18 protein-coding genes are annotated in these 22,731 nt (G+C 73.8%); 10 read left to right on the top strand and 8 right to left on the bottom strand.

Annotation, left to right across the window (positions count from 1 at the left end):
* Positions 1 to 212: 212 nt before the first annotated feature.
* Positions 213 to 530 carry an STAS domain-containing protein gene (locus JN535_RS11860; protein ID WP_205205744.1) on the top strand — a complete coding sequence of 106 codons (318 nt, stop codon included), beginning with the start codon at positions 213 to 215 and terminating at the stop codon, positions 528 to 530.
* A gap of 4 nt (positions 531 to 534) precedes the next feature.
* Here JN535_RS11860 and JN535_RS21245 read toward each other — a convergent pair whose 3' ends face one another.
* On the bottom strand, positions 535 to 2,430 hold the full coding sequence (locus tag JN535_RS21245; RefSeq protein WP_205205743.1) for a sigma-70 family RNA polymerase sigma factor: 1,896 nt from the start codon (positions 2,428 to 2,430) through the stop codon (positions 535 to 537).
* 229 nt (positions 2,431 to 2,659) lie between these two features.
* Here JN535_RS21245 and JN535_RS11850 point away from each other — a divergent pair, with 229 nt between their 5' ends.
* Positions 2,660 to 4,567, top strand: coding sequence for a glucoamylase family protein (locus JN535_RS11850; protein ID WP_240200996.1), 1,908 nt, complete (start codon positions 2,660 to 2,662; stop codon positions 4,565 to 4,567).
* Between the two features lie 151 nt (positions 4,568 to 4,718).
* Here the strand turns inward: JN535_RS11850 and JN535_RS11845 are convergent, their stop codons facing one another.
* The 3 genes from JN535_RS11845 to JN535_RS11835 are packed head-to-tail and all read right to left on the bottom strand — an operon-like array spanning position 4,719 to position 7,356.
* On the bottom strand, positions 4,719 to 5,735 hold the full coding sequence (locus JN535_RS11845) for a LacI family DNA-binding transcriptional regulator (RefSeq protein WP_205205742.1): 1,017 nt from the start codon (positions 5,733 to 5,735) through the stop codon (positions 4,719 to 4,721).
* Entirely contained in the window at positions 5,732 to 6,409 is a 678-nt protein-coding gene (locus tag JN535_RS11840) for a hypothetical protein (RefSeq protein ID WP_205205741.1), read from the bottom strand. Before JN535_RS11840 ends, JN535_RS11845 begins: the two co-directional genes overlap by 4 nt.
* Positions 6,406 to 7,356, bottom strand: a complete 951-nt coding sequence (locus tag JN535_RS11835; RefSeq protein ID WP_205205740.1) for a sugar-binding transcriptional regulator — start codon at positions 7,354 to 7,356, stop codon at positions 6,406 to 6,408. Before JN535_RS11835 ends, JN535_RS11840 begins: the two co-directional genes overlap by 4 nt.
* A 151-nt stretch (positions 7,357 to 7,507) precedes the next feature.
* On the opposite strand from JN535_RS11835, the gene JN535_RS11830 reads away from it, so the two are divergent.
* Genes JN535_RS11830 through JN535_RS11805 form a run of 6 tightly spaced genes read left to right on the top strand, consistent with a single transcriptional unit; the run spans position 7,508 to position 13,948 of the window.
* A complete protein-coding gene (locus tag JN535_RS11830) occupies positions 7,508 to 8,512 on the top strand; it encodes an ABC transporter permease (RefSeq protein WP_205205739.1) in 1,005 nt (334 codons plus the stop codon).
* Between the two features lie 26 nt (positions 8,513 to 8,538).
* Positions 8,539 to 9,549: a substrate-binding domain-containing protein gene (locus JN535_RS11825; RefSeq protein ID WP_205205738.1), complete on the top strand. Its 1,011-nt coding sequence runs from the start codon at positions 8,539 to 8,541 to the stop codon at positions 9,547 to 9,549.
* A 1-nt stretch (position 9,550) separates the two neighbouring features.
* On the top strand, positions 9,551 to 11,110 hold the full coding sequence (locus JN535_RS11820; RefSeq protein WP_205205737.1) for a sugar ABC transporter ATP-binding protein: 1,560 nt from the start codon (positions 9,551 to 9,553) through the stop codon (positions 11,108 to 11,110).
* Between the two features lie 32 nt (positions 11,111 to 11,142).
* Positions 11,143 to 11,802 carry a KpsF/GutQ family sugar-phosphate isomerase gene (locus tag JN535_RS11815; protein WP_205205736.1) on the top strand — a complete coding sequence of 220 codons (660 nt, stop codon included), beginning with the start codon at positions 11,143 to 11,145 and terminating at the stop codon, positions 11,800 to 11,802.
* 2 nt (positions 11,803 to 11,804) lie between these two features.
* The gene (locus JN535_RS11810; RefSeq protein ID WP_205205735.1) at positions 11,805 to 13,280 is read left to right on the top strand and encodes a xylulokinase; all 1,476 of its coding nucleotides are present in this window, start codon (positions 11,805 to 11,807) and stop codon (positions 13,278 to 13,280) included.
* A 20-nt stretch (positions 13,281 to 13,300) separates the two neighbouring features.
* On the top strand, positions 13,301 to 13,948 hold the full coding sequence (locus JN535_RS11805) for a transaldolase family protein (RefSeq protein ID WP_205205734.1): 648 nt from the start codon (positions 13,301 to 13,303) through the stop codon (positions 13,946 to 13,948).
* Between the two features lie 102 nt (positions 13,949 to 14,050).
* On the opposite strand, the gene JN535_RS11800 is transcribed toward JN535_RS11805, so the two are convergent.
* From JN535_RS11800 to JN535_RS11785, 4 genes are read right to left on the bottom strand one after another with little or no spacing between them, the layout of a single operon-like run.
* Positions 14,051 to 15,220: a glycoside hydrolase family 1 protein gene (locus JN535_RS11800; RefSeq protein WP_307868619.1), complete on the bottom strand. Its 1,170-nt coding sequence runs from the start codon at positions 15,218 to 15,220 to the stop codon at positions 14,051 to 14,053.
* A gap of 23 nt (positions 15,221 to 15,243) precedes the next feature.
* Positions 15,244 to 16,137 (bottom strand): carbohydrate ABC transporter permease, encoded by an 894-nt coding sequence (locus tag JN535_RS11795; RefSeq protein WP_205205733.1) that lies wholly within the window; start codon positions 16,135 to 16,137, stop codon positions 15,244 to 15,246.
* 1 nt (position 16,138) lies between these two features.
* Positions 16,139 to 17,062, bottom strand: coding sequence for a carbohydrate ABC transporter permease (locus tag JN535_RS11790; protein ID WP_205205732.1), 924 nt, complete (start codon positions 17,060 to 17,062; stop codon positions 16,139 to 16,141).
* Positions 17,063 to 17,073: 11 nt separating this feature from the next.
* Positions 17,074 to 18,363: an extracellular solute-binding protein gene (locus tag JN535_RS11785; protein WP_205205731.1), complete on the bottom strand. Its 1,290-nt coding sequence runs from the start codon at positions 18,361 to 18,363 to the stop codon at positions 17,074 to 17,076.
* A gap of 140 nt (positions 18,364 to 18,503) precedes the next feature.
* Between JN535_RS11785 and JN535_RS11780 the strand changes: the two genes are divergently transcribed.
* Together JN535_RS11780 and JN535_RS21565 are read left to right on the top strand one after the other, a co-directional pair.
* Entirely contained in the window at positions 18,504 to 19,247 is a 744-nt protein-coding gene (locus tag JN535_RS11780) for a TetR/AcrR family transcriptional regulator (RefSeq protein ID WP_205205730.1), read from the top strand.
* Positions 19,244 to 22,666 carry a GH36-type glycosyl hydrolase domain-containing protein gene (locus tag JN535_RS21565; RefSeq protein ID WP_205205729.1) on the top strand — a complete coding sequence of 1,141 codons (3,423 nt, stop codon included), beginning with the start codon at positions 19,244 to 19,246 and terminating at the stop codon, positions 22,664 to 22,666. Before JN535_RS11780 ends, JN535_RS21565 begins: the two co-directional genes overlap by 4 nt.
* Positions 22,667 to 22,731: the final 65 nt, after the last annotated feature.

The raw sequence follows: 22,731 nt of genomic DNA, 5'->3' as shown, positions 1-22,731 counted from the left end.
CATGGCTCCACGAGTACAACCACCACCGTCCCCACACCGCCTGCGGGAACAAGCCACCCATCACACGCTTGACCAACCTGTCCGGTCAGTACAACTAGCGGTACCGGGCAGCGCGCACCACGGTGCCGACCTGTTCACCCGGTGGCACGCGTCATGTCGTAGGGCGTGATGACGTCCTCTTCCCCAGACGACAGCGTTGGGGAGGAGTGGGGATGTTCCGTCACACGAACGTTGCCGGAGCAGGTGTCGAGCTGGTCGGCTCGACCTTGCGTCTGTGGGGCGAGGTCGACTACGAGCTCGCCACGGTGGTCGCCGACACGCTCGAGGCGCGCCTCGGACTGGTCCGAGGGGCGTTGCTGGTCGACGCGGCGGACGTGACCTTCATGGACAGCGCCGGCCTCGCCCTGCTGGTGCGGACCACGGTCGTGGCGGACCGTGTCGTCCTCCTCCGCGCGAGCGAGCACGTCCGCGACATCCTCGCGGTGACCGGGGCTCACGGTCTCTTCCACGCGGATCCGCGAGAGATCTGAGAGGTCAGGGGCCCGCGACGACGAAGTCGACGGTCGTCGTGGGGCCGTACGCGGAGCCCGCCGAGCCGGGGTCGACGAACCGGAGCCCGAAGGTGTGCGGCCCCGGTGCGAGGCCGGAGACCTGGCGGACGGCGGGAGCGTCGTCGAGCACGTGGAGGTTGCCGGTCGAGCGCCCGTCGACGAAGGCCTCGACGACGAGCCCCGGGGTGCCGGAGAACGTCACGGTGACCGCGTAGACGGGGTCCTGCCAGGGCAGGTTCTGGGGCACGCCGGTCACGGTCTCGCCGGGTGACGGCGACAGGAGGGCGGGGAGGTCGAACACGTACGGCCCCCACGGCTCGGTGGGCGCCGACGTCACGCCGTCGACCTCCTGGACGACCCGCACGACGTGCTCCCCGGTCGCAGCCAGCCCCGAGACCACGGCCTCCCAGCGACCGTCAGGAGCGACGGTCGCGCTCCCGACCGCCGCGCCCGACGCGTCGCGGACGTGGACGACCGCTCCTGGTTCACCTGTGCCGCGCAGCACGGGGAAGACGGCGAGGGTACCGGCCGAGGGCGCGGTCTCGACGACCGGGGGCGGCGGTGTCGTCGTGACCGGGGGCGGTTCGGTCGGCCGCGGCGGAGTCGTCGGGGCAGGCGCCGCGGGCGCCGCGGGCTCGGTGGGCGCCGGCTGCCCTGGGGCGGTGAGCGCGGGGGACGGTGCCCCGGACGACGTCTGCGTCCCGGTGGACGGCGCCCCGGCCGGTCCGGGGTCACGCGGCTCGGCGACGTCGTCAGGACTCGGGGAGCCGTCGGTCGCAAGGCCGCCCGAGGAGGCGCCGTCCGTGGCCGCCGGGTCCGGCCGGCCCTCGTCCGGTGCGGGCGTGGGGACGGCCGGCGGCGCGGGCGCGGTGTGGTCGGCGTCGGCATCCTGCTCGGAGGCCGCGACGACCGGGGCGGGCTCGCTGCTGGCCCAGGGTCGTGCCACCGCGAGCGCCCCGAGGGCCACCGCGACCACCACCGCGGCCACGGCGGCGACCACGACGCCCGGACCGGAGCTGCCCGCCGCCTCTCGAGCGCCCGGCCGCCCGTGCGGAGGCGCGGCGGCGTCGGGCGCCGGTGCACTCGAGGGGGTCGGGGCGGACGGGACGACGGGCGCCGCGGCGCCCAGGGCCGCGGGCACGCCGAGGACGAGCGGGATCAGCACGAGCCGCAGACGGGAGGCGACGTCGTCGACCTCCTCGGCCAGGATCGAGCACGACAGGCACCCGGTCAGGTGCTCCTCGACCCGGTCGTGCGCGGCGCGTGAGAGTGCTCCGCGAGCGTGGTCGCCCAGCCGCTCGACCGTCCAGCGGCACTCGGGTGCCACCGACTCGGTGCTGACGTGCGCCTGCAGCCACTCGCGGCGCAGGCCTTCTCGGGCGCGGTAGGCCAGGGCGGCGGTGGCACCCGCCGAGAGCCCGAGCAGGGGTGCCGCCTCGCGCGGCTCCATGCCCTCGACCTCGGTGTACCAGAGCACCGACTGCCACCGGTCCGGCAGCCGACGGAACGCCCGGACCGTCACCGAGCGTTCGAGGACCTCGGTCGAGAGGTCGCGGGGGTCGACGACCTCGGGCACGTCCTCGACGGGCAGGGGGTCCGGGGTGCGGGCCCAGCCGGCGGCCACGTGGCGCAGGGTCGTGTACAGGTAGGGGCGGAAGGGCCCGGTGGGCCCGCTGCCGGACTGCAGCGCGCTCAGGATGCGCAGGTACGCCTCCTGGACCAGGTCGTCGGGGTCGTAGGTCGAGGTGAGACGGCGGGCCGCGGCCCGACCGGCGGCCGCGTGCCGCTCCCAGAGCACGGCGAACGCCTCCGCCTGTCCGCCACGTACGGCGTCGGCCAGCTGCTCGTCGCCGAGCTCGGTCAGATCCTGCGTGTGCACGCCCGCTCCTGTTCGGTCGCGTTCCGGTCCGCGACCCTCCACGAGAGGGACGCGCGGGCGCGCGGATCATGACGCGGGTTCCGCGTGCGCGTCTCGCGTCGCGGTCGGGTGCGGCCTCGACGTGCGGCGCGGCGCCCGTTGACCCCTCCGGGCGACCGGGCTACTCTCTGCGCCCCCATTCGGAAAGTGCGGTCGAAATTTCGACCGTCGCGACACGAAGGAGTGCCTGATGGACGGAACGACCGCGCCCACCCCCCGCGCGGTGCAGCGCCGACGTGGCGCCGCGCTCGTCGCGGCCGGACTCGCCGGCGGCCTGGCCCTCGCGGCCGGTCTCGCCGCCCCCGCGGCGGCGGAGGGCGTCTCCGCGAAGGCGGCGCCCGGCGTCGGGCCGTCGGGCCTGACCGGCGCGCAGCGCGCGACGCTGGAGACGTACCTCGAGGACACGTACGCGTCGCTGGTCGCCATGACGGACGAGGAGACCGGCCTGCCCGCGGACAACATCGAGGGCGACCTGGACCCGGCGTCGAGCAGCGCGTACACGTCGCCGACGAACATCGGCGGCTGGCTCTGGTCCACCGTCGTGGCGCGCGACCTGGGCCTGGTGGACGACGCCGAGGCGCGCGACCGCCTCGCGACGACGCTCGACACGCTCGCGTCGCTCGACCGGCACGACGCGAGCGGCATGTTCTACAACTGGTACGACCCGGCGACGGGTGACCGGGTCGAGACGTGGCCGGACGACGGGAACACGGTCCACCAGTTCCTCAGCTCGGTGGACAACGGCTGGCTGGCCGCGGGCCTGCGCGTCGTCGCGGAGGCCGAGCCGAGCCTCGCGGACGAGGCGCGCGCGATCTACGACGACATGCACTTCGGCGCGTTCTACAACCCGGAGGCGCGCCCCGACCTCGGCGTCGGGCTGCTGCGCGGCGGGTTCTGGGACGAGGAGCCGCCCGGCTGCTCGGTCGCGGGCGACTACCTCGGCACGGGGACGGACGTGTTCTACACGTGCCACCACTACGACACGACGGTCTCGGAGACGCGCATCGCGACGTACCTCGGCATCGCGGAGGGCGAGGTGCCGCCGGAGGCGTACTACGCGAGCTACCGGACGTTCCCGGACACGTGCGACTGGGCGTGGCAGGAGCAGAAGCCGATCGGCGAGACGCGTGAGTACCTGGGCGTCCCGGTCTTCGAGGGCGCGTACCGCTACCGCGACCTCGCGGTCGTGCCCGGCTGGGGCGGCTCGATGTTCGAGGCGCTCATGCCGGACATGCTGGTGCCCGAGGCGGAGTGGGGCCCGACGTCGTGGGGCGTCAACCACCCGCTCGTCGTGCGCGCGCACAAGGAGCACGGACTCGACGAGGCCGGTTACGGGGCGTGGGGATTCTCGCCCGCGAGCAACCCGTCCGGCGGGTACGCCGAGTACGGCGTCGACGCGATCGGCCTGCGCTCGGACGGCTACCTGTCCGACGGCGAGACCGACGTCGACCTGGGCTTCGAGGGCTGCCGCGAGGCGACCAACCCGGCGCCGGAGTTCGGCGACGGCGTCGTGACGCCGCACGCGTCGTTCCTCGGCCTCGCGTACGACACCGAGGGAGTGCTCGACAACCTGGGCCACCTCGCCGACGACCTCGGCGCGTACGGGCCGGGCGGGTTCTACGACTCCGTCGCGGTCCGCTCGGGCACGGTCGCCGAGCGCTACCTGTCGCTCGACCAGGCGATGATCGTCGCCGCGATCGGCAACGTCCTCGACGACTCTCGCCTCAAGGACTACTTCGTCGACGACCAGCTCGAGCAGGCCCTGCGCCCGCTCATGGAGGCGGAGACGTTCTCGGCCACGGCGGACCTCACGCCCGGCGTGGGGGCCGACGTCGAGGTCCAGGCGCGCTGCCTGGGGCACCGGGCGGCCGTCGCGGTCCGGGCGACGAGCACGGGGGACGGTCGCGCGGACGTCACGCTCGCCACGCCCTACGGGACGCGGTCGGTGGACGACGTCGTCCCGCACCGCACCACCTACCAGTCGTTCGCGGCGCGCGCGGCGGAGATCCCGTCCGGTACCGCGACGGTGACGGTCACGTCCGCGGACGGGGCGACCCAGGAGCTGACCTACCGCTACGCCGGAGTCTCCTGCGGCTGACCGGCTGACCGGCTGACCTGCCGACCGGCCGACCGGCCGACCGGCCGAGCGGCGACCCGCTGGCCGGCGCACGGCGACGGGAGGGGCGCGGACCGCGTCCCTCCCGTCCGGCGTGCCCTGGGCGAGCCGGTCGCGGGCCGGGGCTGCCGCGTCACGAGCGCGGGGGAGCGGTGGACTCGCGGACGACGAGGCTCGTCGCCAGCTCCGTGCGCAGCGTGTGGCCGCTCGCGGTGCGCGCGCGGTGCACGAGCTCGACGGCCGACGCGCCCATCTCGACGAGCGGCTGGCGGACCGTGGTGAGCGGCGGGTCGGTCCACGCCGCGACGGGCAGGTCGTCGAACCCGACGAGCGAGACGTCGCGCGGCACCGAGAGCCCGGCCTCGCGCAGCGCCCGCAGCGCGCCGAGGGCCGTGTCGTCGCTGCACGCGAAGATCGCGGTCGGGGGCTCGTCGAGGGCGAGGAGCCGCTGGACCCCTTCGTAGCCGGCGGGCACGCCGTAGGTGCTCAGGCAGACCAGGTCGTCGTCGACGGGGACGCCCGCCCGGATCATCGCGGCACGGTAGCCGGCGAGGCGCGCGATCGCGTTGTCCTGCTCCGGGACGCCGGTGATCGTCGCGACGCGCCGGTGCCCGAGGGACAGCAGGTGCGCCGTCGCCTCGAGCGCGCCCTGGTAGTTCGCGGCCCCGACGCTGAGCACGTCCTCCGCGGTGCGGCGGCGCGGGTCGACGACGACGAGCGGCACGCCCGCCTCGGCCAACGTGCCGCGCGCCTCGGCGTCGGGCACGGCGACCACGCTCACGAGCCCGTCCGTGCCCCGGGCGAGCGCATGCCGGACCCACGCGCCGCAGTCGTCGGGATCCAGCTCCACCGACAGCACCACGTCGAGGCCGAGGCGTCGTGCCTCGGCCACCGCGCCGCGGACGACCGCCTCGGACCACGGCCCCTCGAAGTCGACGATGCGGACGTCGACCAGACCGGTCCGCTTCGCGGTGCGCGGGCGGATCTCGTAGCCGTGCCGACGCAGGACGGCCGCGACGTGCTCGCGCGTCGTCGCCGAGACGTCGGGCCGTGCGTTGAGCACCTTCGACACCGTCGGGACGGACACCCCGGCCTCGGCCGCGACGGCGGCGAGCGGGACGTTCCGCCGACCCGGCTGCGAGGTCGTCATCCGACTCCTTCGTGCTCTCCGCGCCGTGCACGGACCTGGTCACCCGTCGTGGGCAGACCTCGCGCCGCCGCGAGCCAGCCGCGGGGGTCCTCGCTCGCGACGAGGTCGGTCCCGGACACGAGCCAGGTGGCCCCGGCGTCGAGCGCGCGGGGGACGATCTCGCGCGTGACGCCGCCGTCCAGGCCGACGTCGTGACCCGGCCCGGCGACCTGCCCGACCGTGCCGAGCGCGTCGACCTGGAACGTCGAACCGGCCCGGCCGGGGGTGATCGACATGACGAGGACGTCCGTCCCGGCGTCGACCTCCGGCACCCCGATGCCGGGCGAGAGGGCGACCGCGGCGCGCGCGCCCCGGGCTCGGACGCGGTCGAGGGCGGCGCGCCAGCCGCGCGTCCCGGCGTGCACGACGACGAGCTCGCAGAAGTCCGTCCAGCGGTCGACCTCGCCCAGCGGCTCCTCGACCATGAGGTGCGCCTCGGCCGCGAGCCCGCTGTCGGCGGTCACGGCTGCGGCCTCCGCCGCCGAGAACCCGCCTGCCGCGGCGTAGCGCCCGTCGGTGTGGTCCCAGTGGACCGTGCGGAGCCCGGCCCGGGCGAGCCGGTCGGCCTCCGCGGCGACGCGGTCGCGCGGGGTGGACCAGAACGACGCGGCGACGCGGGTGGGGGCCGTGCTCATCGGCCGGCCCCGCGCACGACGGCCGGGAGGTCGAGCAGGGCCTCGGCGCACCGCTGCTCGGTGACGAGGGCGGAGACGAGGCCCGAACGGGTGACCGCATGCACGGCGCCGGCCTTCTCCTGCTCGGCGGCCACGGCGATCACCTGGGGCACGCGGGCGAGCTGGCGCGCGGAGATCGAGAGGCACCTCTCGGCGAAGTCGGGGACGAGGTCGCCGTCGGCGGTGAGGAGGATGCCCGCGATCTCGGCGCGGACCCCGCGCGCGGTCAGCTCGTCCCGCTCGTCACGTCCGAGGACTTCGCGGAGCTGGGAGATCGGCGGGTCCCACGAGCCGATCGCGACGACGGCGACGTCGACCCGGTCGAAGAGCGAGAGCGCGCGGGCGATGTCGGGCTGGCGGCGCAACGTCGCGGCGGTCGCGGCGTCCTCGACGACCAACGGCGCGAAGATCGCGTGCGCGTCGCCGCCGGAGCGCAGGGAGACGCGGCGGATCACCTCGACGGGGGAGTCGGAGAGGTCGGAGCCGACAGCGCCGGTGAGCTGCACGACGGTGACGGGCGGCAGCGTGGTGAGGCGTTCCGTCATGGCGGTGAGGGTCCGCCCCCAGGCGAAGCCGAGCGTGTTCCCCGGGCGCAGGGAGCGGGTCAGCAGCTCGGCGGCCGCGGCACCGACGTCCTCGCGCAGCTCGGCGACGGTCTCGCGCCCCTGGACGACGAGGCACTCGTCGAGGCCGAGGTGGGTGCGCAGGCGGGCCGAGAGCGCGGGATCGACGACGCCGGCGTCGTCGATCGTGATCGTCACGATCCCCGTCGCCACCGCCTGCTCCAGCATGCGGGCGACCTTGAAGCGGGAGATCCCCAGCTCCTGCGCGATCTCCACCTTCGAGGCGGAGTCCACGTAGTACCGGCGCGCCACCTGAGCGAGCTCGTGGCGTGAGAAGTCCGTCATGTCCCTCATTCTTGCTCATCTGAGCGCTCAGTTGCACACATGTTATCGATCCGTGACCGGCGCCGGTTGCTCCGCGCGAGTGCGGCTCCATACTATCGCCATACGAGCAATCGCGTGCTCATATGAGCACCCGCAAGGAGGCGAGAAGTACATGTCGCGACGACGCGTCCCCGACGAGGTCGGGATCGCGGGGATCTTGGTCCTCGTGGTGGTGGTGATGAGTCTGCTGTCCCCGAACTTCCGCACCGCCGGGAACTTCGAGGTGCTGCTGCTGAACGGTGCCGTGGTGGCGCTGCTCGCGCTGGGCCAGACCTTCGTGCTGCTCACCGGTGGCATCGACCTCTCGACGGGGTCCAACCTCGCCCTGACGGGCATGTCCGCGGCGCTCGGGATGCAGGCCGGCCTCCCCTGGTGGGCCGCGACGATCCTCGCGCTCGTCGTCGGCGTCGCGGTGGGCCTCGTCAACGGGATCTTCGTGCACTACCTGCGCCTGCCCCCGTTCATCGCGACGTTCTCGATGTTCGGCATCGCCGGCAGCATCCCGATGATCCTCACGGGCGCCGCGTCGGTCACGGTGCGCGACCCGATGTTCGCCTTCCTCGGGCGCGGCGGGGTCTTCGGCATCCCGACGCCGATCCTCGTCGTGGCGCTCGTCGCGGTCGTCTTCAGCGTCCTGCTGGCACGGACGAGCACGGGCGTCCACATCTACGCGCTCGGCGGCAACAAGGAGACGGCCCGCCTCGCGGGCATCCACACCGGGCGCACGACCCTCTTCGTCTACGCGGTCTCCGGCCTGTGCGCCGCGCTCGCCGGCGTCGTGACGACCTCGCGCCTCATGGTCGGGTACCCGTCCGCCGGCTCGGGCAACGAGCTCTTCTACTCCATCGCCGCCGCGGTCGTCGGCGGGGTGAGCCTGTTCGGCGGCGTCGGCTCTATCGGTGGCGCGCTCCTGGGCGCGGTGCTCATCGCGACCGTCTCGAACGGCATGAACGTCGTCGGTGTCGACAGCTTCTGGCAGCCCCTCGTCATCGGCGTGATCATCCTCGCCGGCGTCAGCCTCGACACCTACCGCCGCTCGCTCTCGACCACCGGAGGACGAGGTCGCCTCTTCCTCCAGCTCCTCCAACCACGCCGCGCCTCCGGCGCCACGTCCTGACCCCCACCGCTCGAAGGAGAGTTCTCATGCGACGCAAGATCATCGTCTCGGCCCTCGCCGTGACCGCCCTCGCCCTCGCGGGCGCCTGCTCCGCCGTCGACACCGGCACCGGCACCGGCGGCACGAGCGGGAGCGGCTCGACCGACCAGGCCCAGACCACGCTGCCCGCGTCGTGCGACGCGGAGAACCCGTACGTCGCGGTCAGCCTCCCGAACCTCACCAACCCGTACTACGTGGCCATGAAGCAGGGCTTCGAGGACGGTGGCGCCGCCAACGGGTTCGACGTCGAGGTCCAGGTCGCGAACGACGACGACGCCCAGCAGCTCGCCCAGGTCGAGGCCATGCTCCAGAAGGACCCGTGCGCGCTCGCGCTGAACCCCGTGAAGTCGGAGCCCGCGGCCGGGATCGTCAAGGCGGCGAACGACGCGGGGGTGCCCGTCTTCACCGTGAACGTCATCGTCGACGAGGACGCGCTCGCCGCCCAGGGCGCGACGATCGTCCAGTACCTCGGCGCGGACAACGAGGCGGGCGGCCGCGCGATGGGCGAGAAGGTCCTCGAGGACCTCGGCGCCGACGCCGCGCTGAGCATCGGCTTCATCACCGAGCCCGACGAGCGTCCGGTCGTCATCCGCGACGAGGGCTTCACCGACGCGGTGTCGGCCAACCCGAACGCGTCCGTCGTCGCCAAGGTCGACGGCAACGTCAAGCCCGACGACTCGCTGCGCGTCACGGGCGAGATGCTCCAGGGCAACCAGGACGTCAACGTCATCTGGGCCTCGACCGGACCGGCCGTCTACGGCGCGCTCCAGGCGCTGGGCAACCGCACCGACGTCGCGCTCTACGGGTTCTGCGCGTCCGAGGAGCCGCTCACCGAGGTGTACCGCGGCTGCGTCGCCCAGGAGCCGGAGAGCTACGGCACCCAGGTGACCGAGCAGATCCGCGCGTACGTCGACGGCGAGGACGTCGAGCCGGAGATCCTCCTGCCGCTCAAGGCGTTCACCGTCGGCGAGACCCCTGCGCCGGGGGAGGTCGGCTGACATGACCGACGTCACGACGTCGGTCCCGCGGGGCGCCGCCGAGCGCGGCGCCCTGCGGGCCAGCGGGATCGTCAAGAGCTTCTCGCACGTGCGCGTGCTCAAGGGGATCGACCTGACGCTCGAGGCGGGGACCGTGACCGGGCTCGTCGGGCACAACGGCGCCGGCAAGTCGACGCTGCTCCGCGTCCTGGCCGGGGCGCACCCCGCCGACGAGGGCACGGTCACCGTGGACGGCCGGGCGCTGCCCCAGGGCTCGCCGACCGCCGCGCTCGACGCCGGCATCTCGACCGTCTACCAGGAGCTGTCGCTCCTGGCGAACCTCACGGTCACGCAGAACGTGTTCCTCGGTCGCGAGCTGACGCGCAAGGGACCGCTCGACCGGCGTGCCATGCGCGAGCAGGCCCGGGCGCTCGCGGACCGGTTCGGCCTCGCGGTGGACGTCGACCGCAAGCTCGGCGCCTACCCCGTCGCGACCCGCCAGCTCCTCGAGATCGCGGTGGCCGTGGCGCGCGACGCGCGCTACCTGCTGCTCGACGAGCCGACGACGAGCCTCGAGGGCGGGCAGGTCGAGCGGTTCCTCGAGACCGTGCGCGACCTGGCCCGCACCGAGGGCCTCGGGATCCTGCTCGTCGACCACAAGCTCGACGAGCTGTACGCGGTCGCCGACCACGTCGTCGCGCTCGTCGACGGCGAGGTCCGCATCGCGGGCCCGGCCGGCACGGTCGACCGGCAGGCGGTCGTGCACGCGATCGCCGGGGACGAGGCCGTCGCCTCGACCGGCGGCGTCACGGAGGCGGCGCACCGCACCGACGTCGTCCCGCTCGACCCGGACGCGCGCCCGTCCCTCGTCGTGCGGAACCTGCGCACGCCCGCGCTCGCCGACGTCAGTCTCACGGCGCACCCCGGTCGCGTGCTGGGGGTCTACGGGCTCATCGGCGCCGGGCGCACCGAGCTGCTGCGCACGCTCGTCGGCCTCGACAAGGTCCTGGGCGGGAGCATCGAGCTCGACGGCGCGCCGTACCGGCCGACGGCCCCCGCCGAGGCCCAGCGGCGCGGCCTCGTCTACCTCACCGAGGAGCGCAAGGTCGACGGCATCGTCGGCGGGCTGGACGCGACGACGAACGTCGTCCTCCCGGTCCTCGACCGGTACCGCCGGCTCGGCCTGCTCGACAAGCGGCGGATGCGCCGCGAGGCCGCGGCCCTCATGGACCGCATGCAGGTCCGCGGGGACCGCGAGGGACCCGTGGAGCGGCTGTCCGGCGGGAACCAGCAGAAGGTGCTGCTCGCCCGGGTCCTGGCGCAGGCGCCCCGCGTGCTGCTGCTCGACGAGCCCACCAAGGGCGTCGACATCGGCGTCAAGAGCGAGATCCACCGGCTCCTGCGCTCGCTCGCGCACGACGACGGGCTCACGGTGGTCGTCGTGTCGAGCGAGGAGGAGGAGATCCTCGAGCTCGCGGACGACGTCGTGACCCTCACGGAGGGCCGGTGCGACGGCGACGTCGTCGCGGCCGGCGACCTGTCCTCCGTGGACCTGCGGCACGCGGCCTGGAGCGCCGCGTGACCACACCGAGAACCCCAGGACGAGGAGTACCCATGACCATCCCCGACACCACGACGCGACGCCGTGCCGCCGTGCTCGAGACCGCCCGGGCCGTCGTCGCGCACGAGGCGCAGGGGGTCGCGGCGAGCGTGACCGACCTGGGTGACGTGTTCCTGGACGTGGTCCAGCGGGTGTACGAGTGCACGGGCAAGGTCTTCGTCACCGGGGCCGGCACGTCCGGCGCGGTCGCGCGCCGCATGGCGCACCTGCTCTCCGTGTCCGGCACCCCGTCCGTCTTCATCTCGGGCGCGGACGCGCTGCACGGCACGATGGGTGCGATGTCCGCGGGCGACATCCTCGTCGCGATCTCCCGCGGGGGCGGGAGCGACGAGATCAACGACCTGGTCGTGCGCGCCAAGGAGCGCGGCGTCGACACCGTCGTGGCGGTCACGGCGGACGCCACCTCGCGCCTGGCGCGGAACGCGGACGTCGTGGTGGAGCTGACGATGATCCCCGGGATCGACCCCGGCGAGGTCATCGCGATGGGCTCGACCCTCGTGACGGCCGCGTGGGGCGACGCGCTCGCGGTCGTCCTCATGCGGATGCGCGGGTACTCGTGGGCGAACGTCCTGCACTCGCACCCGTCGGGGGCCGTCGGCAAGATCGACGAGGCACCCCAGGAGCTGCCACCCCTCGAGCCCTACTGGAAGTAGCCATGGACCTTGTCGCAGGGGTCGACTCCTCGACCCAGTCCTGCACCGTCGAGCTGCGCCGCCGGGACGACGGCGCGCTCGTCGGTACCGCCTCCGCACCCCACCCCCGGACCGCGCCCCCGGTCAGCCGGCAGGACCCGAAGGACTGGTGGGCCGCGTTCCGGGCCGCGTTCTCCGGCGCGCTGCGCGACGCCGACGCCGACGCGAGCCAGGTGGTCGCGCTCGCCGTGGGCGCACAGTGCCACGGGCTCGTGATGCTCGACCGGAGTGGGGAGCCGCTGGCTCCCGCGCCGCTGTGGAACGACACGACGGCGGGCCCGGCGGCGGCCCGGATCACCGAGGAGTACGGGCTCGAGCCGTGGATGCAGGACGTCGGCATGGCGCCGTCGTCCGCGCTGACGATCATGAAGCTCGCGCACGTGGCGGAGACCGACCCCGCGCTCCTCGAGCGCGTCGCCCACGTCCTCGTGCCGCACGACTACCTCACCTACCGGCTCACCGGGTCGACGGTCACCGACCGGTCCGACGCCGCCGGGACCGGCTACCTCGACGTCCACCGCGGCGTCTGGCGCCCCGAGCTCCTCGAACGCTTCGTCTCGTCGGAGGTCGGATGGGGGGACGTCCTGCCCACCGTCCTCGGGCCCGACACCCCCGCCGGGACCGTGAGCCCGCACGTCGCGGCCGAGCTCGGGCTCCGGCCGGGCGTCGTGGTCGGCCCGGGCGGGGGAGACCAGCACCTCGCCGCCGTCGGGCTCGGCCTCGTCGAGGGCGACCTCGGGGTCTCCCTCGGGACCTCCGGCGTCGTCTTCAGCCCGCGTCGCGCGTCGGTGGTGGACCCGCTCGGGACCGTCGACTCCGTGTGCGACGCGACCGGCGGGTACCTGCCCCTCGCCTGCACGCTCAACGCCGCCAAAGTCACCGACACGTTCGCGCGGCTCCTCGACGTCGACCACGCGACCCTGGAGCGACTCGCCCTCGCCGCGCCCGTCCGCGGGGAGCGGCCGACGCTCGTCGCCTACCTCGACGGCGAGCGCACCCCGCGGCGACCGGGCGCGACCGGCGTGCTCGGCGGGATCACCGGTGAGACCACCCGGGAGGGCCTCGCCCTGGCGGCGTTCGAGGGCGTCGTGGCCGGCCTCGTCGGGGCCGCCCGGGCCCTCGACCGGGTGGGCGTCGACACGACCGGGGAGGTCGTCGTCAACGGCGGGGGAGCCCGGTCGCTCGCGTACCGGCAGGTCCTCGCCGACGCCCTGGGCCGCCCGGTCGTGCGTCGCGCGGCACCGGAGGCGACGGCACGCGGGGCGTGCGTCCAGGCCGTCGCCGTCCTCGAAGGCGCCACCGTGGCGGGCGTCGCCTCGTCGTGGGCGCCGGCCGTGCTCGACGTCGTGCCGCCCCGTGACGTGCCCGCGACGATCGACGAGCCCTACTACGACCTGCTCGCCACGGTCGCCGACCGGCCCCGGCCGTCCACGACCTGACCGCACCACCAGGGAGAACCATGCTGTACATCGACTCCGCCGACCGCGACCAGGTCGAGCGGCTCCTCGCCACCGGCCTGTTCGCCGGCGTCACCACGAACCCGACGATCCTGCGTCGGGCGGGCCTCACCGTCGACGACGTCCCCACGGTCCACGCATGGGCGCGCGCCGCGGGCGCGGGGACGGTCTTCCTCCAGGCCGTCGGCGCCGACGAGGCGGCGCTCGAGGCGCACAGCCGCGAGCTCGTCGACCTCGGACCGGACGTCGTCGTCAAGCTGCCCGCGACGCGCGACGGCCTCGCCGTCTCCCGCCGGCTGACGCGCGAGGGGGTGCCCGTGCTGGTCACGGCGGTGTACCACGCGTCCCAGGCGCTCCTCGCGGACGCGGCCGGTGCGGGCTGGGTCGCGCCCTACGTCGGGCGCATGAGCGACCTCGGGCTCGACGGCGTCGAGCAGACGGCCGACCTGCACGCGACGTTGCTCGCGTCGGGTCAGGGATGCCGGGTGCTCGCCGCGAGCCTGCGCGACACGACCCAGGTCGCGGCGCTCGCGGCTCGCGGGGTCGAGGACTTCACCCTGTCCACCGCGCTCTGCGCGGCGCTCCTGGAGAACCCGGACACCGTCGCCGCGGCGGCGCAGTTCGAGACGGACGCGCGCGCGGCGGGGTGACGGCGACCCCTGGACGCACGAACGACGCGGGGCGGGGACGATGTCCCCGCCCCGCGTCGTGACCTGCGGGGAGCGCGGCGTGCGCGGCGTGCCTGCGTCGCGTCAGCCGTCGAGCGAGACCGTGCCGCGGGCGACGCCGCCGAGCCAGCCGAGGCTGGGCTTGGGCGTGCGCTCGAAGGTCTCGGGGTCCCACGCGACGAGCCCGAAGGTCGGGGCGAACGAGCCCCACTCGTAGTTGTCGAGCAGCGACCAGTGCAGGTAGCCGAGCAGCGGCAGGCCCGCCTCCATCTCGGCGTGCAGCGCGCGCAGGGCGTCGCGCGTGTAGTCGATGCGCCGCGCGTCGTCGGCCGTCGCGATGCCGTTCTCGGAGACGAGGACCGGCAGGCCGGTGATCTCGTGCCCGAGCCGCGCCGCCTCCGCGATGGCGGGCGGGTAGTACTCCCACCCGGTGAGGGTCTTCTCGGCGTCCTCCGGGGCGGGCAGCGGGCCGTCCACGGTGATGCGCGTGCGCGTGTAGGCCTGGACGGCGACGAAGTCGTCGCCGCGCGAGGCCTCGAGGAAGACGGTCTCGCGCGGGTAGGCGTACTCGCGCAGGACCTCCTCCGCGCCCGGGTCGGCGAAGAACTGCTGCGGCGCGACGGGCCAGCCGACCGGCACGCCGACCGTCCGCACGAGGTCGACGGCCCGGCGGTGCGCGGCGATGAGGTGCTCGGTCGCGACCGGGTCGGGTGCGTGCATCGAGCCCGCCTGGAGCTGCTCGGTGCCCTTGGCCGCCGTGACCATCATCGCGAGGATGTTCGGCTCGTTGATGGTGAACACGTGCGACGCGCGGTCGAGGAGCGGCAGCACGTGCTCGACGTACCGCGCGAACCGCTCGACGGACCGCGGGTCGGTCCAGCCGCCGTCCTGGGCGAACCAGCGCGGCGACGTGAAGTGGTGCAGCGTGACGAGCGGCGTGACCCCGTGCTCGAGGCAGCAGTCGACCATGCGGCGGTAGTGGTCGAGCTCGGCGCGCGAGAAGCGGCCCTCGGCGGGCTCGATGCGCGCCCACTCGATCGAGAACCGGTAGGCGGTGAGCCCGGACTCGGCGAGCAGCCGGATGTCCTCGGCGTACCGGTGGTAGGAGTCGGCGGCGTCGCCCGACGGCTCGGCGAGCGTCGAGGCCGGGTCGACCTCGCGCGCCCACCAGTCGCTGTTGACGTTGTTGCCCTCGATCTGGTGGGCCGCCGTCGAGGCGCCCCAGAGGAAGGACTCGGGGAAGGTGATCGACACGGGCTCTCCTCGTCGGTCGCCGGTCACTTGATGCCGGTCATGGCGATGCCCTGCACGAAGTAGCGCTGCAGGAACAGGAACAGGATGAGGATCGGCGTCACGACGAGCACGGACCCGGCCATGAGCAGGCCGTAGTAGGTGCCGTTCGAGCCGACCGAGTACAGCGAGAGCGCGACCGGGAGGGTGTACATGTTCTCGGTCTGCGCCACGACCAGGGGCCACAGGAAGTTGTTCCACGACCCGAGGAACGTGAGGATGCTCAGCGTCGCGAGCGGCGGGCCGCACTGGGGCAGCACGATCCGGAAGAAGACCCGGAACTCGCCCGCGCCGTCGATCCGGGCGGCCTCGATGAGCGCGTCCGGGATGCCGAGCATGAACTGCCGCATGAGGAACACGCCGAGCGGGCCTGCGAGGAACGGCAGGATGAGCGCCGGGTAGGTGTTGACGAGCCCCATGTTGGACACGAGCACGAACATCGGCACGAGCGTGACGACGCCCGGCACCATGAGCGTGAGCATGACGAGCGCGAACAGCACCTTCTTGCCGGGGAACTGCATCTTCGCGAGGGCGTAGCCGACCATCGAGCAGAAGACGATGTTGCCGAGCACCACGACGACCGCGACGACGATCGAGTTGGTGAAGTACTGCCCGTAGTTGAGCTGGGAGAGCCAGCGCTCGTAGTTGTCGAGCGTCGGGTCCTGCGGCCACCACGTGATGGGGCGCTGCAGGAGCTCGCCCTGCGTCTTGAAGCTGCCGAGCGCCATCCAGATGAACGGCATGAGGGTCAGGAGCAGCCCGACGACGAGCGCCGTGTACGTGGCGCCGCGCGACCAGCGCACGGGGCGGCGCGGCCGACGGCGGGGCGCGCCCTCCGGCGTCGACGTCGCGGGGGTGGTCCGCGAGGACGTGACGGTCATGTCAATCCTCCTTCGACCGCAGCAGGCGGAACTGGACGGCGGCCAGCGCGGCGATCAGCGCGAACAGGACGTACGCGGCCGCGGAGGCGAACGCGTAGTTGCCGTACCCGAACTGGTTGTAGACGTAGTAGCTGATGGTCAGCGTCGAGTTGACCGGGCCGCCCTTGGTCATGACGAACGGCTCCTCGAACACCTGGAGGAAGCCGACGGACAGCAGCACCGCGCCGAGCAGGAGGGTCGGGCGCATGAGCGGGACCGTGATGGAGCGGAACCGGCGCCACGAGCCGGCACCGTCGACCTCGGCGGCCTCGTAGACGTCGCGCGGGATCGCCTGGAGGCCGGCCAGGAAGATGATCATGAGCGTGCCCATGTTGCGCCACGCGGCCATGAGGATGATCGAGGGCATGGCCCACGCGCTGTCGTTGAGCCAGTCCGGCCCGTCGACGCCCACCCAGCCGAGCACGGTGTTGACGAGCCCGGAGTCCTGGAGGATGAACCGCCAGACGACGGCGACCGCGACGATGGAGGTCACGACGGGGGTGTAGAAGCCGACGCGGAAGACGCTGCGGAACTTCTCGATGCCCGAGTTGAGCGCGACGGCCAGGGCGAGGCCGAGCACCATCGTCAGCGGGATGCCGACGAGGACGAAGTAGAAGGTGTTGACCAGCGCCTTGCGGAAGAGCTCGTCCTGGAACACGCCGGTGAAGTTCTCGAGCCCGACGAAGTTCACCGCGAACGGCGTCTTGATGTCACGGATCGTGAGGTCCGAGAACGACATCCCGAACGACGCGAGCAGCGGCCCCAGCATGAAGACCGTGAAGACCGCGACGAACGGGAGAGCGAACAGCCAGGCGACGAGCGCTTGCCGTCGCCGGTGGACGGCGCCGGCCGTGCGCCGGCGCCGTCCCTCGGTGATGGTGGTCATGACGGGCCCTGTTACCAGCCGAGCCCGAGCGTGTCGGCCTTGGCCTGGATCGCCTTGGCGGCGTCCTCGGACGTGACCTGGCCGTTGGCGACCTTCTCGGCCTCGGTCTCGATCGTCGCCGAGAGCTCGTCCCAGCTCGGCACGGTCGGCGGGGCGATCGTGTTCTCGAGCTGCTCCTGGAGCACTTGGGTGCGCGGGTTGGACGTGAGGGGCTCGTAGTCCCACGCGGTGGTGAGGGCGGGCAGGTCGCTCGTCGCGTCGAACCAGGCCTGCTGCGTCTCGGGCTCGGAGAGCCAGCGGATGAGCTTCCACGCGCCGTCGGGGTTCTTGGCCTCGGCGAACACGCCGAGGTGGGCGCCGCCGATGTACGAGTCGTTGTTCGCGGAGCCCGCGGGCACCGGGACGGTGGCGACGTTCTGCTCGACCCAGTCCTCGCCCTGGAGGTCGGCGAGCACGTTGACCATCCACGGGCCGGAGATGAAGGCCGGGTCGGAGCCGTCGACGAACGCGCTGTTCTGCGAGTCGCCGTAGCCGGACAGCGGCGACAGGCCCTCGGTGAAGAACGACGCGTAGTAGTCGAGCGCGTCGACCATCGCCTGGTTGTCGAGGTCGAACGCGTCGCCGGCCTCGTTGAGGACGGAGCCGCCGGCCTGCGAGTAGAACGGCAGGATGACCTGCGTGGAGTCCTCGGCGTCGCCCATGGGGAGCTGGAGCCCGTAGGTCGAGCCGTTGGCCTTCATCGCCTCGGCGAACGACGTGAGCTCCTCCCACGTCGTGGGCGCCTCGACCCCGGCCGCCTTGGCCAGGTCGGAGCGGTAGTACAGGACGCGCGTCTCGACGTACCACGGCACGCCGTAGTCGACGCCGTCGGCGACCGTCGAGGCCGCGGCGCCCTCGACGAAGTCCGCGCTGTCGACGAGGCCGTCCGGGACGGGCGCGAGGCCGCCGGTGGCGACCATCGTCGGCATGAAGGACGAGCCGATCATGATCGCGTCGGGCACGGTGCCCGCGGCGACGGCGGTCTGGAACTTCGTCATGACGTCGGCCCACGGGATGGTGGTCACCTCGACGTTCGCGTCGGGGTTCTCCTCCGTGAAGCCCTGGACGAAGTCGGGCAGCTTCTCGCCCTCCTCGCCCATCGCCCAGATCGTGATGTCACCCTCCGCGGGCGCGTCGTCCACCGTCGTGGTGGACCCGGCACCGGTCTCGCCACCCGTCGACTCGTCGTCCGCACGACCGCACGCGGTCAGGGCCAGGAGTCCGACGACGCCGATGGCGACCGCCTTGCGTCCGAGCTTCATGAGCAATCCTCCTCATCGAGCAGTCGGCTCGTCTGGTGTGAGCCGCTGTGGAAACTACCTTAGCGTGCGCTCGGTTAGTATTTTCAACCGGGGCGTCCAGGCCGTACCGTTGGCGCCGAGGACTGGCGAAGGAGACGGTGATGAACGAGAGCGACTCCGCAGGTGGCGGCGCCACGACGGGGACGGCAGGGGTCGTGGGGAGCCGGGTGGCGACGACGGCCGCGACCCGCGGCACGACGGCGGCCGGCCTGCCCGACCGACGCATCGTCCGGGGCGAGCAGCGCCGCCGCGAGATCCTGCGCACGGCCGTCGAGGTGTTCGGCGAGCAGGGCTTCCGCGGCAGCTCGCTGCGCGAGATCGCCGCGCGCGTCGGCATCTCCGAGGCCGGGCTCCTGCACCACTTCGGCAGCAAGGCGGGCCTCCTGACCGCGACGCTCGAGGAGCGCGACCGGCGCGACCGCGTGCGCCGCACCGAGGACGAGGCCGCGGGTGCCGACCTGCTCACGACCATCCGCGACCAGGTCCGGCGCAACGCCGAGACGCCGGGTCTCGTCTCGCTGCACGTCGTGGTCGCCGCCGAGGCGACGGACGCCGCCCACCCCGCCCACGACGTCGTGCGCGACCGCTACCGCGCCCTGCGCCACCAGGACGACACGCGCTTCCAGGACGCCGTCGCGCGTGGCGAGCTGCGCCCCGAGGTCGACCCGCAGGCGATCGGCCAGCTCTTCTCCGCCGTCATGGACGGCCTCCAGCTCCAGTGGCTGCTGGACCCCGACAACGTCGACATGGTCGCCCTCTTCGACCAGTTCCTCGCGCTGCTGCGCCCCGAGGGCACGCCGCCCGCAGCACCCGAGACCCGTACCACCGAGCAGGAGACCGCGTGACCCTCACCGCCAGCCCCGCAGGCACGACCACCCTCGCGGGCGCGACGCTCGCCTCGGGCGACCTGTCCGTCGAGCTCACCGGCGGCGGCGACGTGCGCGCCGTCAGCACCGGCGGCCTGCTCGTCAACCAGTACCTGCCGGGCGAGCACGACCGCATGCCCGGCGGCATCCTCCTGCGGGCGACGCGCGCGGACGGCACGGTCGAGGTCGCGCGCCTCACCGGGTCGGCGCCCGCGGTCGCGTCGGTCGAGGTCGGCACGGACCGCGTCGTGTGGTCGGGCGAGGCGCTGGGGCTCGCCACGCGCGTCGCGCTGACGCTCGACGGCCGCACGCTCGTCTGGTGCGTCGACCTCACGGCGGGGGCGCGCACGCCCGCGGACGTGCGCTACGACGTCGTGCACGCGCAGGACCTCGCGCTCGCGCCGCCCGCGGCGGCGCTGTCGAGCGAGCCGTACGTGTGCCAGTATCTGCTGCACCGCGCGATGGAGCACCCCGACGCGGGCACCGTCCTCGTCAGCCGGCAGACCATGTCCGCGCAGCCGCGCCTGCCGCTCGCCGTGGCGTTCCTCGTCGAGGGCGCGGTCGCGCACCTCACGGACTCGCTCCAGGTCTTCACGGCGCGGTCGCGGCGCGACGGCGTCCCGCACGGCCTGCTCGGGACCGTCGAGTCCGGCGTGCTCCAGTACGAGTACGCGATGCCGACCCTCGTGTCCCGACCCCTCGACCTGTCGGGCGGCACGGCCCGCGTGCACGCGGTGACGGTCGTCGACCCCGACGCGCCCGGACCGCTCGCCGCGCACCTCGACGAGGTGGCCGGCTGGGCGGCGGCCGCCGTCGCGGCCGCCGCGGACGACCGCGCGACGACCCCGCTGCCGCGGACCGGGTCCGTGCTGCGCGACGCCCCGGTCCTCGCGGGCGACGAGCTCGACGAGGCCGGCCTCCTCGCGGCCGTCGGGCTCCGCGCCGACGACGTGCTGCTGCCCGAGCGCGACGCCGACGGCACGCTGCTCTCGTTCTTCACCGCGGCCGGGACGCACGTCGTCGACGCGCGCAAGGACACCGTGACCGAGCGCTCGCACGGGCACGTGCTCAAGGCGGGCGACGACGTGCTGCCCACGGACGACGTGCTCTCCACGACGGCGTTCGCGCCGGGCGTCTTCGCGTCGCACGTCGTGCTCGGCAACACCACGGCCAACCGCCTCGCGACCGTGCACCGCCACCACCTCAACCTGCTGCGCAGCAGCGGCCTGCGGGTCCTCGTCGACGACGGCCGCGGACCGCGGCTGCTCGGGCTGCCCTCCGCGCTCGTCCTCGACGTCGGCGGCGTCCGCTGGGTCTACGAGACGCCGCTCGGCCGTGTCGACGTGCGGACCGTCGCGCACGACCGCGAGAACCGGATCGACGTGGACGTGCGCTGCGAACGACCGCTCCACGTCACCGCGACGCTCGAGCTCGACGACGAGGCCGGCGGCTGGGTCGTCGAGCACGTCGCGCCGACGTCGGACGCCGGCGAGGCCGTCGTCGTGCACCCCGTCCCGGGCGGCGACGTCGACGCGCACTACCCCGACCTGCGGTACGTCGTCGCGTCGAGCGCGCCCGTCGTGCTCGACGACGCCGACCGCACCGGCGGCACCGTGGCCCATCGCCTCACGACTGCGACCGACACCGGTGCGCTCCGCGTCGCGATCACGGGCGCGCTCGACGGGGCCGACGCCGCGCTCGCGCTCGCCGCGCCCGCGCACGACCCGCTCGCGGACCTCGACGCGACGCTCGCGGGCCACGTCGCGACCGTCCGCGGCGTCGTGCGCGGCCTGCGGTTCACGCCGCACGCGGCGCTCGAGACGCAGGAGCTCGACCTCCTCGTGCCCTGGTACGCGCACGACGCCCTGATCCACTTCCTCGTGCCGCACGGTCTGGAGCAGTACTCGGGCGCGGCGTGGGGCACGCGCGACGTGTGCCAGGGGCCGTTCGAGCTCGCGCTCGCGGGCGGGCGGTACGACGTCGCGCGCGCGATCGTGCTGCGCGTCCTCGCGCACCAGCACACGTGGGGCGAGTTCCCGCAGTGGTTCATGTTCGACGCGTACGGCGAGCGCTACAACGACTCCTCGCACGGCGACGTCGTGGTGTGGCCGCTGTTCGCGCTCGCCCAGTACCTCGACGCGAGCGGCGACCTCGCGGTGCTCGACGAGCCGGTCCCGTTCTGGGACCACGCGCACCGGCGCCCCGCCGCGTCCGGGCCCGACGCCGCGGCGACCGTGCGCGACCACGTCGCGCGCCTGCTCGACCACCTCGACCGCGACCGCCTGCCCGGCACCGCGCTGCCCGCGTACGGCGAGGGCGACTGGGACGACACGCTCCAGCCCGCCGACCCGCGCATGCGCACGGACCTCGCGTCCACGTGGACGTCCGCGCTGCTCGTGCAGGCCGCCGGGCTGCTCGCCCGCACCACGTCCGGCAGCGACGACCACGCCGCGCTCTCGCAGCGCGCCGGGGCCCTGGCCGCCGAGGTGCGCGCGGACCTGCGCGAGCGCGCGCTCGTCGACGGCGTCATGGCCGGGTACGTGCGCCACGGTGCCGACGGCGACGAGCTCGTCATCCACCCGTCCGACGCGGTCTCCGGCATGCGGTACCGCCTCATCCCCATGACGCAGTCGATCATCGCGGGCATCCTCACGCCCGAGGAGGCCGAGCAGCACGAGCGCCTCGTGGTCGAGCACCTGCACTTCCCCGACGGCGTGCGCCTCATGGACCACCCCGCCGCGTTCGACGAGGGGATCCCGCGCACGTTCCTGCGGGCCGAGCAGGCGGCGAACGTCGGCCGCGAGATCGGGCTCATGTACGTGCACGCGCACATCCGCTACGTCGAGGCGCTCGCGGCCCTGGGCCGGGGGCGCGCGCTCGACGAGCTGCTGCGCATCAGCCCCGTCGACCTCGGCCGCCGCCTCGCGCACGCCGCGCCCCGGCAGCGCAACGCGTACTTCTCGTCGAGCGACGCCGACTTCCCGGACCGCGAGAGCTTCGCGCGCGAGTTCGACCGGCTGCGCGACGGGACCGTGGGCGTGCGCGGCGGGTGGCGCGTGTACTCGAGCGGCCCGGGGATCTACCTGCGCCAGCTCGTCCAGGGCGTGCTCGGGCTCACGGAGCAGCCCGGGACCCTCGTCGTCGACCCCGTGCTGCCCGCGGCGGCCGACGGGCTCGCCGTCGACCTCGAGCTCGCCGGGCGGACGCGCCGCGTCGTCTACCGCGTCGCCGAGCCCGGCCAGGGCGTCCGGGTGCGCGCCGGGGCCGGCCCCGACGCGCTCGCCGACGTCTCCGCGACCGCACGGCCCGGCGACTACCGCGAGCGCGGTGTCGTCGTCGCGACGCGCGACCTCGGCGACGCCGCGCTCGTCGAGGTCACGGTGCCCGCGGGGTCGTAGCACCCCGAGATCTCACCGTCCCCGGGCGTGGCCCCGCGCGCGGTCCGGAGGCGCTAGCCTTCGGA

It is taken from the genome of Cellulosimicrobium cellulans (genome assembly GCF_016921195.1).
Taxonomy (GTDB): Bacteria; Actinomycetota; Actinomycetes; order Actinomycetales; family Cellulomonadaceae; genus Cellulosimicrobium; species Cellulosimicrobium cellulans_F.
The sequence above is the reverse complement of the archived record's forward strand: the minus strand, read 5'-3'. Positions and strand labels throughout refer to the sequence as shown.